Here is a 14,895-nt window from a genome sequence, read left to right as displayed (position 1 = left end):
CATGACGATGTTGCACAGCAGGCCAACTTGCGGGCACCGGACATAGCCGGATTCTAGCGGAGTGTCGCGAACGCGCGACGGTGCGCGACCAGCAGGAGAAACCGCCGGCCCAGCCGTGAAACGTTGCTCGATGATGGGCTAATTGATGGGCCAGAAAAAACAAAAACCCCGTAAGCCATTGAACTTACAGGGTTTTGGTATTCCGTCCTGGCGGAGAGAGGGGGATTCGAACCCCCGATAGGCTATTAACCTATACACGCTTTCCAGGCGTGCGACTTAAACCACTCATCCATCTCTCCGGCGGGGAGCCGAATTATAGCAAACTTCGCGCCTTGCGCCACACCTCGGCCCACGCCGCGCGCAGACGGCCTACGGATGCCGGATATAGTCGACCAGCGCGATCGTATAAGCGTCCGCCTTGCGATCGATCAGACTCACCCCGATCGCCACGAGAAACCCGGCCGGCACGCCGAACACGCCCGAGCTGATCGGCTCGATGCCGAACCAGCGCGCACCCGTGAAACCCGTCATCTGCGTGAAGAACGGATACGTCGACACGATGTAGTAGATGCACACGACGAGCCCTGCGACCATCCCCGCCACCGCGCCTAGCCGCGTCGTGCGTTTCCAGAACACGGCGAGCACGAGCGCGGGAAACAGACTCGACGCCGCCAGCGAAAACGCCGCCCCGACCAGAAACAGAATGTTCCCGGTATTGAGCGACGCCACGTACGATGCGAACAGCGCCACACCCAGCAGCAGAATCTTCGAGATCGTCACGCGCCGCTGGCTCGACGCGTTCGGATCGACCATGTGGTAGTACACGTCATGCGACAACGCGTTCGCAATCGTCAGCAGCAGACCATCCGCGGTCGATAGCGCCGCCGCCAACGCCCCCGCCGCGATCAAGCCCGACATCACGTACGGCAGCCCCGCGATCTCGGGCGCCGCGAGCACGACCATATCGGGCTGCATCTGGATCTCGCTCCAGCGCACGATGCCGTCACCGTTCGTATCGGCGAGACTGATCAGGCTCGGCTCGACCTTGCGCCATTGCGTCAGCCATTGCGGCAGATCGGCGAAGTGATGACCGACCACGTTCGTCAACATCTCGTACTTGATCAGCACCGCGAGCGCTGGCACGGTCAGGTAAAACAGCGCGACGAAAAAGAGCGTCCAGCCGACCGAGCGCCGCGCCGAAGCGACCGAGGTCGTCGTGTTGTAGCGCGTCAGGATATGCGGCAGGCTCGCCGTGCCCAGCGACAGACACAGCAGGAGGGACAGAAAGTTGCGCGCATGCGTGCTGCGGTCTTCATCGCCGACAACGGGAAACGGTTCGTGCATCGGCACCGGCGCGGTCGCGCGCATCAGCATATCGTCGCGCTGCTGGCTCCAGACGATCTGCGCGGCGGCGGCATCGCGCGGAAACTGTTCGAGCGCGCGCTCGCGCTCCTTGATCTCGCGCAACGGACCGTTATGGCGGCGCAGATCGCTGACCTCAAGCGTGAGCCGCTGCTTCTCGTCGACGTACGATTGCGGCAGCGTATCGAGGCGCATCTGCATCAGCGCGGCACGGCGTCGATAGTCGTCGCGCACGCGCTGTTCGAGCGGCGCGTCGCGCACCTGTTTCTCGAGCCCTTCCATGCGCTCCATCAAACGTCCATAACTGAATTGCGGCACCCAACCGAGGCCGTCTTTGTGGGCGATCATCGACACGGGTATCAGCATCGCCAGGATCAGGATGATGTACTGCGCGACCTGGGTCCACGTCACCGCGCGCATGCCCCCGAGAAACGAGCACACCAGAATGCCCGCGAGCCCGCAGAAAATGCCGACCGCGAAATCGACGCCAATGAAGCGCGTCGCGATCAGCCCGACCCCCTGAATCTGCGCGACCAGATACACGAACGAGCACAGGATCGCGGCGAGCGCCGCGAGCCCGCGCACCGCGTGGCTCGAATAGCGCGTGCCGAGAAAATCGGGAATCGTGTAGCGCGCGAGCTTGCGCACATACGGCGCAAGCAGGAACGCGACGAGGCAGTAGCCGCCGGTCCAGCCCATCACGTACGCGAGGCCATCGTAGCCGGTCGCGTAGATCGAGCCGGCAAGACCGATGAACGACGCGGCCGACAGCCAGTCGGCCGCGGTCGCCATACCGTTGAACGCCGACGGCACGCGCCGCCCCGCCACGTAGTATTCGACCAGATCCGACGTGCGCGACAGGACACCGATCACCGCATACACCGCGATTGGGACGAACAGGAACACATAGCCGATCCATACGCCCGGACCGGTGCGGCGCTCGATGCGCCACATCACGAAGACGAACAGCAGGAAGCCGAGCGTATAAAGCGTGTACGAGCGGATCAGCCGATGCGTGTGCTTCATCGGCTCAGCGTCCGCGTGCGGCCGGCGCGTTCGTGCCGGCGTCCTCGTGACTCGCGAGATCCACGGTGGGACCGCTTGCGGCATCGCGCCGCGAATCCGCTTCGAACGCGCGTTGCAACCGGCGATCGGCGCGCTGCATCAGCACGATATAGGCGAGGATCAACGCGAGGTAGATCAGGATCGCGCCCTGCGCGCCAAAGTAGAACGGCAGCCTGAAGCCGCCGACGTGCGCCTGCGCGAGCGTGGGCGCGAGCAACGGCACGACGAAGGAAACGAAGAAGCCCAGCGTCATCAGCACCGCGATCAATGCGAGGTTGAAACGCCAGTACTTGCGATGTGCGAGCGCCATCGCCGCCGAGACTCGCGGCGGTTCGGGCGCGGGGTTCAACGTGACATGGGAGGATGGATGCGGCGCGGCCATGCGCCTATGTATCAAAAAGGCATCGGCCAGGCAATTGGGATTGTCCGCGCGATGCCGCGACGCAAGCCGGCCGCTCGAACAACGGGCCTCGCGCGACGCGGCCGCAAGCGTGTCTGAACCACCGCCGCCGCCCGCGCGAGACCCGATAACAACGCCTTAAATCGACTCGCCGAGCTGATCGAGAATCGCCGGATTCTCGAGCGTCGACACGTCCTGCGTGATTGCCTCCCCCTTCGCGAGCGAACGCAACAGGCGGCGCATGATCTTGCCTGAACGCGTCTTCGGCAGGTTCTCGCCGAAGCGGATGTCCTTCGGTTTCGCGATCGGACCGATCTCCTTGCCGACCCAGTTGCGCAGTTCGTTCGCGAGCTTGACGGCCTCTTCGCCTTGCGGACGCGCGCGCTTCAACACGACGAACGCGCACACTGCCTCGCCGGTCGTCGCATCGGGGCGGCCCACCACGGCCGCCTCCGCGACGAGCGGATTGGCGACCAGCGCCGACTCGATCTCCATCGTGCCGAGACGATGGCCCGACACGTTGAGCACGTCGTCGATGCGGCCCATGATCGTGAAGTAGCCGGTTTCCTTGTCGCGCACCGCGCCATCGCCTGCAAGGTAGAGCTTGCCGCCGAGCTCCTCGGGGAAATAGCTCTTCTTATAGCGGTCCGGGTCGCCCCACACGTTGCGCAGCATCGCCGGCCACGGACGCTTGATCACCAGGATGCCGCCCTGCCCGTTCGGCACGTCCTGGCCCGTTTCGTCGACGACCGCGGCCATGATGCCCGGCAGCGGCAGCGTGCACGAACCCGGCACGAGCGGCGTCGCGCCCGGCATCGGCGCGATCATGTGACCACCGGTCTCGGTCTGCCACCACGTATCGACGATCGGGCAGCGGCCCCCGCCGACGTTCTCGTAGTACCACACCCACGCTTCCGGATTGATCGGCTCCCCGACCGTGCCGATGATGCGCAGCGCCGACAGGTCATAGCGCTTCGGATGCACTTTCGCGTCGGCCTCAGACGCCTTGATCAGCGAGCGGATGGCGGTCGGCGCCGTGTAGAACAGCGTGACCTTGTGCTTCGCGATCATCTGCCAGAAGCGTCCGGCATCCGGATAGGTCGGCACGCCTTCGAACACGACCTGGGTGCCGCCGAGCGTCAGCGGCCCGTACGTGATGTAGGTATGCCCGGTGACCCAGCCGATGTCGGCGGTACACCAGAACACGTCCGTGGGCCGCCAGTCGAAGGTCCACTTCAGCGTCTGCGCAGCCCACAGCAGATAGCCGCCGGTGCAGTGCTGCACGCCCTTCGGTTTGCCGGTCGAGCCGGACGTATAGAGGATGAAGAGCGGATGCTCGGCGTCGACCCATTCGGGCGCGCACTGGTCCGACTCGCCCTGCGTGAGTTCATGCATCCACAGGTCGCGCCCTGCGTCCCATCCGACCTTGCCGCCGGTGCGCCGGTACACGATCACGCTCTTGACCTTCTCGCAGCCGCCGAGCGCGAGCGCTTCGTCGGCGATGTTCTTGAGCGGCAAGGCCTTGCCGCCGCGCATCTGTTCGTCGGACGTGATCAGCGCGACCGCGCCGACGTCGACGAGCCGCTCGTTCAGCGACTTCGACGAGAAGCCGCCGAACACGACCGAGTGCGTCGCGCCGATACGCGCGCACGCCTGCATCGCGACGATGCCTTCGATCGACATCGGCATATAGATGACGACCGGATCGCCCTTCTTCACGCCGCGTTTTTTCAGCGCATTCGCGAAGCGCGATACGCGTTGCCGCAGGTCCTGATAGGTGACGTTGGTGACGGTACCGTCGTCGGCTTCGAATACGATCGCGACGCGCTCGCCGTGACCGGCTTCGACGTGACGGTCGATGCTGTTATACGACGCGTTCAGCTGGCCGTCCTCGAACCACGAGTAGAACGGTGCCTTCGATTCGTCGAGCACCTTCGTGAACGGCTTGTGCCAACTCAGCGTCTCCTTCGCGAGACGCCCCCAGAAGCCTTCGTAGTCGCGTTCCGCTTCGGCGACTAGCGCCCGGTACGCATCCATGCCGGAGATCGCGGCGCCCTTCGCAGTGTCAGCGGAGGGCGGAAAAACGCGGCTTTCCTGAAGAACCGATTCAATCGCAGACATCGACAACCCCTTGGAAGATGAAACGAAAAATCTGTGCCGGCGCGCGGCCCGCGCGCTGGCCTTATCCTGTTCGAGCCGCCACGAGCGGCACTGTCTCCCACCTCGCGATGCCGCCCCACGCGCGTGCGTGCGGCATCGCAACATCCGTGCATGCGGGCCCGCTCATCAAGCGTGCCCGAGCCTCAAGGCTTAACCATAAGCGCTGCAACTTACCAGCCACTTACGCGCATCATGTTGATCTGCAAGCGAAAACCCTTAGATCGAGCATGCCGTCGACGCGCCCGCGCGTTGATCAGACGAGAGGGGCGAGGAAAAGATCGCCCGTTCTACGTGCGTTTTACGCGCGTTCGATGGTTACGCTCTGTCGCACCGCCTCTTACAATGCTAGCTGAACCAGCCGCCCGGATTCCAGCTTGAATCGCTACGCCCTGCTTCTCATTACCTCGATGCTGCTGGTCGGCAGCAATGTCGGAATCGGTAAATCGATCGTCGCCTTCGTCCCCGTTCCACTGTTCGCGCTGCTGCGTTTCGTGATCGCGATGGCCGTGCTCTGGCCGCTCCTGCGCGTGACCAAACTGCGCCGCGTCAAACGCGACGAGTGGATCAACCTGTTTTTGCAGGCGCTGTTCGGCACCTTCGGCTTCACGTTGCTGATGCTCAACGGCGTCGCGCGCACGAGCGCCGTCGCCGCCGGCGTGATCACGAGCACGATTCCGGCGGTCGTCGCGCTGCTGTCGTGGCTGATCCTGAAAGAGCGGCCGGATGGCCGCGCGCTCACGTCGATCGTGCTGGCGATCGTCGGCGTCGTCGTCATCAATGTCGCGCACGCCGAAGCGGGCGCGCATGCGATAGCCGGCGCCGGATCGCTCTCGGGAAACTTCATGGTGCTGGGCGCCGTGTGCTGCGAATCGCTGTACGTCATCCTGTCGCGACGCCTCACGCAAACGCTCGAGCCGATCGACATCTGCGCGTACACGCATCTGTTCGGCCTGCTGCTGATGCTGCCGCTCGGCGCCAGCGTGCTCGCGCACTTCGACTATCGCGCGGTGCCGTCGAGCGTCTGGATGCTGGTGCTGTGGTACGGGCTGTCGGCCAGCATCTTCTCGTTCTGGCTGTGGATGAAGGGCATCCGTCACGTGCAGGGCAGTCTCGCCGGCGTGTTCAGCGCGGTGCTGCCGGTCGCCGCGGCGCTTTACGGCATCGTGTTCCTCGGCGAGCGGCCCACGCTCGCGCACGGCATCGCGCTCGCCTGCGTGATCGCCGGTATCGGCCTCGCGAGCCTGAAGGCGCGCAGCGTGCCGCCGGTCGCATCGTAAGGCCGGCGGGCTGCCCGCCGGAAAGCAGCAGATTCGACCGACGCTGTACAATAGCGCGCCCGGCGCGAGTCTCGGGACCTCCCGGTGGCCGCGCCGTCGGCACATGGCCCCGGGTTCCGTCCAAACATTTCGAAGCGCCTGCGGCATTGCACGCCGCGGGCGGTATCAAGGTTTCCACTCCCCTGAAGGCGTAAGACTGACCGCACCGCGCTGCGATCCGACAACAAGCGCCACTCCCCATTGAGCTAGCCATGACCGTCATCAAACAGGAAGACCTGATTCAGAGCATCGCTGATTCGCTGCAGTACATCAGCTACTACCATCCGCTCGACTACATCGAAGCGCTCGGCCGCGCGTACGAACTCGAACAGAGCCCAGCAGCGAAGGACGCGATCGCGCAGATCCTCACCAACAGCCGCATGTGCGCCGAAGGCAAGCGCCCGATCTGCCAGGACACCGGTATCGTCACGGTGTTCGTGAAGGTCGGCATGGATGTGCGTTGGGACGGCGCGACGATGAGCGTCACCGACATGATCAACGAGGGCGTGCGCCGTGGTTATCTGAATCCGGACAACGTACTGCGCGCATCGATCGTGAGCCCGCCCGAAGGCGCGCGCAAGAACACGAAGGACAACACGCCGGCCGTGATCCACTACGAGATCGTGCCGGGTAACACGGTGGACGTGCAGGTCGCGGCCAAGGGCGGCGGCTCGGAGAACAAGTCGAAGTTCGCGATGCTCAACCCGTCGGATTCGATCGTCGACTGGATTCTGAAGACCGTGCCGACGATGGGCGCAGGCTGGTGCCCGCCGGGCATGCTCGGCATCGGCATCGGCGGCACCGCTGAAAAAGCGATGGTGATGGCGAAGGAATCGCTGATGGACCCGATCGACATTCAGGACGTGATCGCGCGCGGCCCGAAGGACTGGATCGAAGAGCTGCGCGTCGAGCTGCACGAGAAGGTCAACGCGCTCGGCATCGGCGCGCAGGGTCTCGGCGGTCTGTCGACCGTGCTCGACGTGAAGATCATGGCCGCGCCGACGCACGCCGCGTCCAAGCCGATCGCGATCATCCCGAACTGCGCGGCGACGCGCCACGCGCACTTCACGCTCGACGGTTCGGGCGTCGCCAAACTCGAAGCGCCCTCGCTCGATGCATGGCCGAAGGTGCACTGGGAACCGAACACGGAGACCAGCAAGCGCGTTGATCTGAACACGCTGACGCCGGAAGAAGTGGCCAGCTGGAAGCCGGGCCAGACGCTGCTGCTGTCGGGCAAGATGTTGACGGGCCGCGACGCCGCGCACAAGCGCATTGCCGACATGCTCGCGAAGGGCGAGAAGCTACCGGTCGACTTCACGAACCGCGTCATCTACTACGTCGGCCCGGTCGATCCGGTGCGCGACGAAGCGGTGGGCCCGGCCGGCCCGACCACCGCGACGCGGATGGACAAGTTCACCGAGACGATGCTCGCTCAAACGGGCCTCATTTCGATGATCGGCAAGGCCGAGCGCGGCCCGGTCGCGATCGAGTCGATCAAGAAGCACAAGGCCGCGTATCTGATGGCCGTCGGCGGCGCCGCGTACCTCGTGTCGAAGGCGATCCGCAGCGCGAAGGTCCTCGCGTTCGAAGACCTCGGAATGGAAGCGATCTACGAGTTCGACGTGCAGGATATGCCGGTTACGGTCGCCGTCGATTCGACCGGTACCTCCGTACACCAGACCGGCCCGAAGGAATGGCAGGCCAAGATCGGCAAGATTCCGGTCGCTACCGCTTGATGACCGGCAATTAACGCCACTGCATCCAGTCGAAAAGCCGGGACCGCGATCCCGGCTTTTTTATTGCCTTGCGTCATGCAATTTCTTGGCTTTTTCGGGCATGGCGTTTATTGTTGTTGGAAATTCGAGGTCCCCGAAAGAGGAAAGGACATGCAAGGCGACAAGAAGGTCATCGAATATCTGAACGCCCAGCTGAAGAACGAGCTGACCGCGATCAACCAGTATTTCCTGCATGCCCGGATGTACAGCCACTGGGGCCTCGACAAGCTCGGCAAGCACGAGTACGACGAGTCGATCGGCGAAATGAAGCACGCGGACCTGCTGATCGAACGCATCTTCGTGCTCGACGGCCTGCCGAATCTGCAGGATCTGCACAAGCTGCTGATCGGTGAGGAAACCAAAGAAATCATTGAATGCGATCTGAAGCTCGAACAGGTTTCGCAGAGCACCTGCAAGGAAGCGATTGCGTACTGCGAATCGGTGCGCGATTTCGTCTCGCGTGAGATCTTCACGACGATTCTCGAGGACACCGAAGAGCACATCGACTGGCTCGAAACCCAACTCGATCTGATCGACAAGGTCGGTATCCAGAACTACCAGCAAAGCGCGATGGGCTCGGTCGAGTCCTGATCGGAGCACGCTGACGCATCCCGCGCGGTAGCGCGTGGCGCCTGTGAACGAGGCACTCGCGCCGGACCGCACCACACTGACGGTATACTTGCGCGCCGCCTCGCGCTTCGCTCAGGTTTCGCTTATTTCTACGACCGCCACGTCACGCTCGATTTCTTCGCCTATGCCCGCCCCTTCGCCGTCCCCGACTGTCCGCAGTGTTGCCGCTGGCGCCGCGTCCCAGGCGCCGATCGGTATTTTCGATTCGGGGCTGGGTGGTCTGTCGGTGCTGCGCGCGGTACGTGCGCAACTGCCTGACGAGGCGCTGTTATATGTCGCCGACTCGCTATACGCGCCCTACGGCGAGCGCGACGACGACTTCATCACCGACCGCACGCTCGCCATCGGCGCATGGCTTGCCGCACAAGGCGCGAAGGCGGTCGTGGTCGCGTGCAACACGGCGACCGCGCAGTCGATCGCGCTGGTGCGCGAAAAGCTGCCGATTCCGCTCGTGGGCGTCGAACCCGGCGTGAAGCCCGCCGCGCTGCAGTCGAAAAGCCGCGTCGCCGGCGTGCTCGCGACCCAGGCGACGCTGCGCAGCGCCCGCTTCCAGGCACTACTCGAACGCTACGCCGCCGACTGCCGCTTTCTGTGCCAGCCCGGCCACGGACTCGTGCAGGCGGTGGAGCGTTGCGACATCGGGTCGGCCGAGCTGCGTGAGCTGTTGCGCAGCTATCTCGAGCCGATGCTCGACGCAGGCGCCGACACGCTGGTGCTCGGTTGCACCCATTACCCGTTTCTCGATGCGGCGATTCGCGATATCGTCGGCGAGCGTCTCGCGTTGATCGACACGAGCGTCGCAATCGCCCGTCAACTCGAACGCGTGCTTGACCAGCACGGCCTGCGCGCCGCCACGCCGGCCGCGGGCACGCCGCTGCCGCGCTTCTATTCCACCGACGATGGGGTCCATCAGCAACAACTAGCTGCCACGCTGTTGCAGATCGAGGCGGCGGTCGAACAGGTGCTGATTCCATCTCCGCGTACGGCCGCACCGGATTCCCGGGCCGCTTAGCGCCTCGATCCGGCGCGCGCGACGTGCCCGGGGCGGCACTCGCGGCACTCGCGTCTGGCGAGATCCCCGCTAAGGGACTGGTTTTGTTACAAAAAGCCGCACAGAACGCTTGCCAAACGCGACAAACATAATGATAATAATTCGCATTAACTCTAGCTATCCCGCCCTGCCATGATTGTCTGCGTCTGCAAATCCGTCTCCGACCGCACAATCCGCTCCTCGATTGCGGATGGCATCGATTCGTTCGACGAGTTGCAGTTCGAACTCGGCGTCGCTTCCTGCTGCGGCAAATGCGAGGAATCCGTGCGTGACGTCATGCTGCAAAGCGGCGTATGCGCGAGCCGTTGCGGTGTTGGTCTCGTCGAGCATCAACAGGTGCAGAACGTCGCGCAGGTCGTGCAAGTGACGTTCTGCGAGCGCAAGGCAGCCTGAGTCCAGCTTGCCGGGGCGCGGCGCGAGCCGCGGTCCATGTGTCCCCTACGCGTTCATGCGCGACGCACATCTGATGCATCACTTGATGTGACATTGGATGTGCCGCGCGTCTGCAACACCTCCGCGGTATTGACCGCCGTACCGCGTTATTCCACTGCCGTCAGCCAGCCAGTAGTCGTACCAGCCAGCTACCCCGCTCATCCTTGAAAAGGAGGTCGAGATGGAATTGCTGATTGGTTTCGTGACTACTTTGTTCATTTCGCTGCTGATTTTCCGAACATGACGCCGGCGTCGTCCACTCGACCGAATTCCCGCGCGCTCACGACCACTGCCGTGGTCGCGGCGATTCACGTCGCGCTGCTCGGCGCGATCATGACGCTGCGTCACGAACCCGTCCAGGCCGCGCTCGAATCGCGTGTCATGACCGCCGAACTGCTGCCGCCCGCGCCGGCTGCGCTGCAATCGATCGCATCGCCGCCGCCTCATCCGGCGCCGTCCGTCCATTCGCAGCCGACGCACCGGCCAAAGCCGGCTCCGGCGCCCAAGCCGGCGCCGACTCCGTTGCCGCAGGCGGCCGCGCCGTCGGCGACGCAAGTCGCAGCCCCCGATCCGCAGCCGCCCGCGCCGGCCGCACCGGCGTCGCCGCCCGGCCTGGCGACGCCGCCCGCCGCGGCAACGCCCGCCATCGGCAAGCCGACGATGGAAATCAGCGCGCCAAGGAACGTCTCGCACGTCGAGTGCAATATCGCGCATCCCGATTACCCGACGCTTTCGAAACGGCGCCACGAAACCGGCATCGCGTCGGTGCGGTTCGTCATCGGCCTGACCGGCAAGCTCGACAACATCGAACTGACGAAGAGCAGCGGCTATAGCCGCCTCGACGACGCCGCGGTAGCCGCCATGCACGCGAGCGCCTGCAAGCCGCATCTCGAGAACGGTGAGCCCGTCAGAGCCGCGTACACCCAGTCTTTCAACTTCGATCTGACCGATTGAAGCAGATTTCAAAATCAAGGAATGGCAATGCAAAACTACGGATTGGCGCACGTCTGGACCCAAGGGGATTTCGTGACGCGCGGTATCGCGCTCGCGCTTTTGATCATGTCGGTGATGTCCTGGAGCGTGATCGTCGTCAAAGGGCGGAACGTGATGCGCCTGAAGCGTCTCACGAAGAATGCCGAGCAGGCGTTCTGGCATTCGGACGACCTCGCCGACGGCGTGCAAAAGCTCGGCGGCGGTACCTCGACGCCACATCACAACCCGTTCCTCGCGCTCGCGCTGTCGGGCCAGGAGGCGGCCGACCATCATCATCAGACGCAGCCGCATCTGCATGACCGCATGGACGTGTCGGACTGGATCACGCGCTGCCTGAAGGACACGATGGACGAAAGCGTCGCACGCATGCAGAGCGGTCTCGCGATCCTCGCATCGATCGGCAGCACGGCGCCGTTCGTCGGTCTGTTCGGCACCGTGTGGGGCATTTATCACGCACTGCTCGCGATCGGCGCGAGCGGCCAGTCGTCGATCGACCAGGTCGCGGGCCCGGTCGGCGAAGCGCTGATCATGACCGCGTTCGGTCTGTTCGTCGCGATTCCGGCGGTCCTCGGCTACAACGCACTCACGCGCGCCAACAAGGCGATCGTCGCGAAGCTCGCCCGCTTCGCGCACGGCCTGCATGCGTTCTTCGTGACGGGCGCGCGCCTGTCGTCGACGAGGCGCGGTGACGGCCTGCGTCTCGCGACCCGCGCCAACTGATCGACGAGGCATTCCAATGGCAATGAGCCCTTTCGCCGCAGACGATGACGACGGCCTGATGAGCGAGATCAACATGACGCCGCTCGTCGACGTCATGCTGGTTCTGCTGATCGTCTTCATGGTGACGATTCCGGCAATCCGTCACGCGGTCAAGATCGATCTGCCGCATGCGAGCAGTCAGAAGGAAGACCCGAAGCCCGCGCAGGTGACGGTGTCGATCGACGCCGACGGCAACGTGCAGTGGGACGCCACGCAAGTCGACGACGCGGCGCTCGCCGCGAAGATCGCCGCGGCCGCGCAGGCGAGCCCGCAGCCGGAACTGCACCTCGATGCGGACCGCAAGGTGCCTTACGAGAAGGTCGCGCAGGTGATGTCGGCCGCGCAGGCTGGCGGACTGACGAAGATCGGCTTCGTCACGCAGCCGAAAGCGAAGTAACCGGTGAAGTGACACGCGCAGCGCAATGCGTGTCCACGCGAAAACCCCTTGAAACAGGGGCCAAAAAGCAAAAGGCCTTCATCATCGGATGAAGGCCTTTTCTTGTGCGCGCTCGGCGCCTTCGGGCGGCGGGATCATTTGCCATCGGCCGAAGACTGATAGCTCCTATCACCGCATGCGACGGCCGTGGTCGACACGGACAGCGCGGTCAGCCCTATCAGGCCCGCTATGATAGCGGCCATGAGTTTTCGCATAAGAGACTCCTTAGCGAAAGGGATTTCAATATAGGCCCGCATGCGCGTGCATTCAAGCAAACTGCCATTGAAAGTAATGATGACAGGCCGCGCTTAAATGCTAAAAGCGATTTGCGCCGCGCGATAGCGGCCACCGGCGCACCCTGTGCCCCTCAAATTTCCGCCAGGCGTGCTAGGAGACCAACGTCGGCGCAACGGCGGAAGTCTCTGCCACCGATGTCTGCGACACCGTATTTTTGCCGGGCGCCGGACACTCGCCCATGATGTGCTTGCCCTCGTCCGGATCGAGCATCTCGACCAGATAATCGACGAAGGCGCGCACAGCCGGCACCATGCCCTGCCGCGATACGAACACCGCGTACAACTGCGGCGTCGGGAAACTCCAGCCCGGCATCACCGGCGACAACTGCCCCGCCCGCAATGCGGCCCCATACATCATCTCCGGCAATGCGGCGATACCGACGCCGGCGAGCACCGCCTCGCGGATCGTCATCAGATCGGCGGTCACGAGGCGCGGCTCGTGCTCGTGAATATGGCGCGTGCCATCGGGCGAGATCAGGTTGTACACGTGGCGGCCGTCGCTCGTCGGCACGTCGAGTGTTTCGAAGCGGTTCAGGTCGGCCGGCGTCAGCGGCGGCGCATTCTGCTGCAGCAGGCTCGGTGCGCCGACCAGCATCTGCTCGGTGCGCCACAACGGCCGCACGACGATGTTCGCGTTTTCCGGCGGATCGGAACGCACCCGCAGCGCAACGTCGATCGAGTCCTCGAACAGATCGACCACGCGATTCGTCACGCGCATCACGACGCGCACCTCCGGATAGCGGTGCATGAACTCCGGCAGGATGGTCGACAGAATCGTCTGCGAGATCGTGACCGGCACACTCACGCGCACCGTGCCGCGCGGCGACGAGCGCAGCTGCTGCACGACGTTGACCGCCGCCTGAGCCTCGCTGAGCATCGCCTGACAGTGCTGGTAGAACAGCTGCCCCGCTTCGGTCAGCGCGAGCTTGCGCGTGGAACGCTGCAACAGGCGCACGCCCAGCGACGCCTCCAGCTCCGTGAGCCGACGGGATAGCCGTGACTTCGAGATGCCCAGCACTCGCTCGGCGGCGGAAAATCCGCCATGTTCGACGACCTGTGAAAAGTACATCAGGTCGTTCAGATTATGTGAATCGATCTTCATCTCGTCGTTCCATTAACAGAACAATCCATTGCTGCCGGGCGGCTGGCACCGTGAAAAACGGTCCCTATAATAGCTCCATGTTTCAAAAATGACGCCATTCCCCATTTTTCGAGGTGATATTGATGAGTACGTCACGCACGATTGAACGTACGTTCCCGTCGCTGCGCACGGTGGAGGGCGGCGGTTTTATCGTCCATCGGCCGTTTCCGACGCGTCTGCTGATGGACTTCGATCCGTTCCTGCTGCTCGACGAAATGGGGCCGGTCGACTATGCGCCGGGCGAGGCCAAGGGCGCGCCCGATCATCCGCATCGCGGCTTCGAGACGGTCACTTATGCGCTCGAGGGCCAGTTCGGCCACAAGGACTCGGCGGGTCATTCCGGCACGCTGCGCGCCGGTGATGTGCAATGGATGACCGCGGGCGCGGGCGTCGTGCATAGCGAAATGCCGGACCCGGAATTCGTGCGGACCGGCGGCCGCGTGCATGGCTTGCAGCTATGGGTAAATCTGCCGCGTTGCGACAAGATGATCGCGCCGCGTTATCAGGAGATTCCGTCGACGCGCATTCCAGTGGCAACGTCCGACGACGGCAAGGTGCGCGTGAAAGTGATCGCTGGCGAAGCGCTCGGAGTCAAGGCCGTGATCGAAACGCGCACGCCGATCCTGTATCAGCATTTCTCGCTGCAGCCGGGCGCAACGATCCGCCAGCCGGTTCCAGCCGACTATCGCGTGTTCGCGTATGGACTGTCCGGCAAAGGGGTGTACGGCGAAGGCGACGCGCGCGCTGACATCGACGCACGCACGATGGTCGTGTTCGCCAACGACGGCGACGCGGTGACGCTTACGGCCGGCGACGAACCGCTCGAAGTGCTTCTGCTCGGTGGACTGCCGCTGAAGGAGCCGGTGGTGCGGTATGGCCCATTCGTGATGAATACCGAGGACGAGATCCGCCAGGCGGTGATCGACTATCAGGCGGGCCGGATGGGCGCGATCACGCACTGACCGGCACAGAAAGCCAACCGAGCACGGTGCGTCATTCATGCCCGTCGACGCGAGCCAAAACGCGCCGCCCGCTTGTTACGCGCAGCAAACCGCCCGCCTCGGGGCGCGAACGCCGGT

13 protein-coding genes and 1 tRNA gene are annotated in these 14,895 nt (G+C 64.0%); 9 read left to right on the top strand and 5 right to left on the bottom strand.

Annotated features, from left to right (window positions below; translation table 11 throughout):
* Positions 1-208: 208 nt before the first annotated feature.
* The 4 genes from LJ655_RS05755 to acs form a co-directional block, all read right to left on the bottom strand.
* Positions 209-299, bottom strand: a tRNA-Ser gene (locus LJ655_RS05755).
* 70 nt (positions 300-369) lie between these two features.
* Positions 370-2,388 carry a sodium:solute symporter family protein gene (locus LJ655_RS05750; protein ID WP_230560307.1) on the bottom strand — a complete coding sequence of 673 codons (2,019 nt, stop codon included), beginning with the start codon at positions 2,386-2,388 and terminating at the stop codon, positions 370-372.
* 4 nt (positions 2,389-2,392) lie between these two features.
* A complete protein-coding gene (locus tag LJ655_RS05745) occupies positions 2,393-2,809 on the bottom strand; it encodes a DUF4212 domain-containing protein (protein WP_230560306.1) in 417 nt (138 codons plus the stop codon).
* Between the two features lie 156 nt (positions 2,810-2,965).
* A complete protein-coding gene (gene acs / locus LJ655_RS05740) occupies positions 2,966-4,948 on the bottom strand; it encodes an acetate--CoA ligase (RefSeq protein ID WP_230560305.1) in 1,983 nt (660 codons plus the stop codon).
* 413 nt (positions 4,949-5,361) lie between these two features.
* On the opposite strand from acs, the gene LJ655_RS05735 reads away from it, so the two are divergent.
* The 8 genes from LJ655_RS05735 (at position 5,362) to LJ655_RS05700 (ending at position 12,340) form a co-directional block, all read left to right on the top strand.
* Positions 5,362-6,264, top strand: coding sequence for a DMT family transporter (locus LJ655_RS05735; RefSeq protein WP_230560304.1), 903 nt, complete (start codon positions 5,362-5,364; stop codon positions 6,262-6,264).
* Positions 6,265-6,515: 251 nt separating this feature from the next.
* Positions 6,516-8,039: a fumarate hydratase gene (locus LJ655_RS05730; RefSeq protein WP_230560303.1), complete on the top strand. Its 1,524-nt coding sequence runs from the start codon at positions 6,516-6,518 to the stop codon at positions 8,037-8,039.
* Positions 8,040-8,189: 150 nt separating this feature from the next.
* Positions 8,190-8,669: a bacterioferritin gene (bfr, locus tag LJ655_RS05725; RefSeq protein ID WP_230560302.1), complete on the top strand. Its 480-nt coding sequence runs from the start codon at positions 8,190-8,192 to the stop codon at positions 8,667-8,669.
* Positions 8,670-8,832: 163 nt separating this feature from the next.
* Positions 8,833-9,720, top strand: a complete 888-nt coding sequence (gene murI, locus LJ655_RS05720) for a glutamate racemase (protein ID WP_230560301.1) — start codon at positions 8,833-8,835, stop codon at positions 9,718-9,720.
* A 171-nt stretch (positions 9,721-9,891) separates the two neighbouring features.
* Positions 9,892-10,152 (top strand): (2Fe-2S)-binding protein, encoded by a 261-nt coding sequence (locus LJ655_RS05715; RefSeq protein ID WP_230560300.1) that lies wholly within the window; start codon positions 9,892-9,894, stop codon positions 10,150-10,152.
* A gap of 279 nt (positions 10,153-10,431) precedes the next feature.
* A complete protein-coding gene (locus tag LJ655_RS05710) occupies positions 10,432-11,145 on the top strand; it encodes an energy transducer TonB (protein ID WP_230560299.1) in 714 nt (237 codons plus the stop codon).
* A 27-nt stretch (positions 11,146-11,172) separates the two neighbouring features.
* The gene (locus tag LJ655_RS05705) at positions 11,173-11,904 is read left to right on the top strand and encodes a MotA/TolQ/ExbB proton channel family protein (protein ID WP_230560298.1); all 732 of its coding nucleotides are present in this window, start codon (positions 11,173-11,175) and stop codon (positions 11,902-11,904) included.
* Positions 11,905-11,920: 16 nt separating this feature from the next.
* The gene (locus LJ655_RS05700; RefSeq protein ID WP_230560297.1) at positions 11,921-12,340 is read left to right on the top strand and encodes an ExbD/TolR family protein; all 420 of its coding nucleotides are present in this window, start codon (positions 11,921-11,923) and stop codon (positions 12,338-12,340) included.
* Between the two features lie 426 nt (positions 12,341-12,766).
* On the opposite strand, the gene LJ655_RS05695 is transcribed toward LJ655_RS05700, so the two are convergent.
* Entirely contained in the window at positions 12,767-13,777 is a 1,011-nt protein-coding gene (locus LJ655_RS05695; protein WP_230560296.1) for a LysR family transcriptional regulator, read from the bottom strand.
* 122 nt (positions 13,778-13,899) lie between these two features.
* Here LJ655_RS05695 and LJ655_RS05690 point away from each other — a divergent pair, with 122 nt between their 5' ends.
* Positions 13,900-14,778, top strand: a complete 879-nt coding sequence (locus LJ655_RS05690) for a pirin family protein (RefSeq protein ID WP_230560295.1) — start codon at positions 13,900-13,902, stop codon at positions 14,776-14,778.
* Positions 14,779-14,895: the final 117 nt, after the last annotated feature.

Source organism: Paraburkholderia translucens, from assembly GCF_020881035.1.
Classification (GTDB): domain Bacteria; phylum Pseudomonadota; class Gammaproteobacteria; order Burkholderiales; family Burkholderiaceae; genus Paraburkholderia; species Paraburkholderia translucens.
This window is presented reverse-complemented; position numbering and strand designations above follow the sequence as displayed.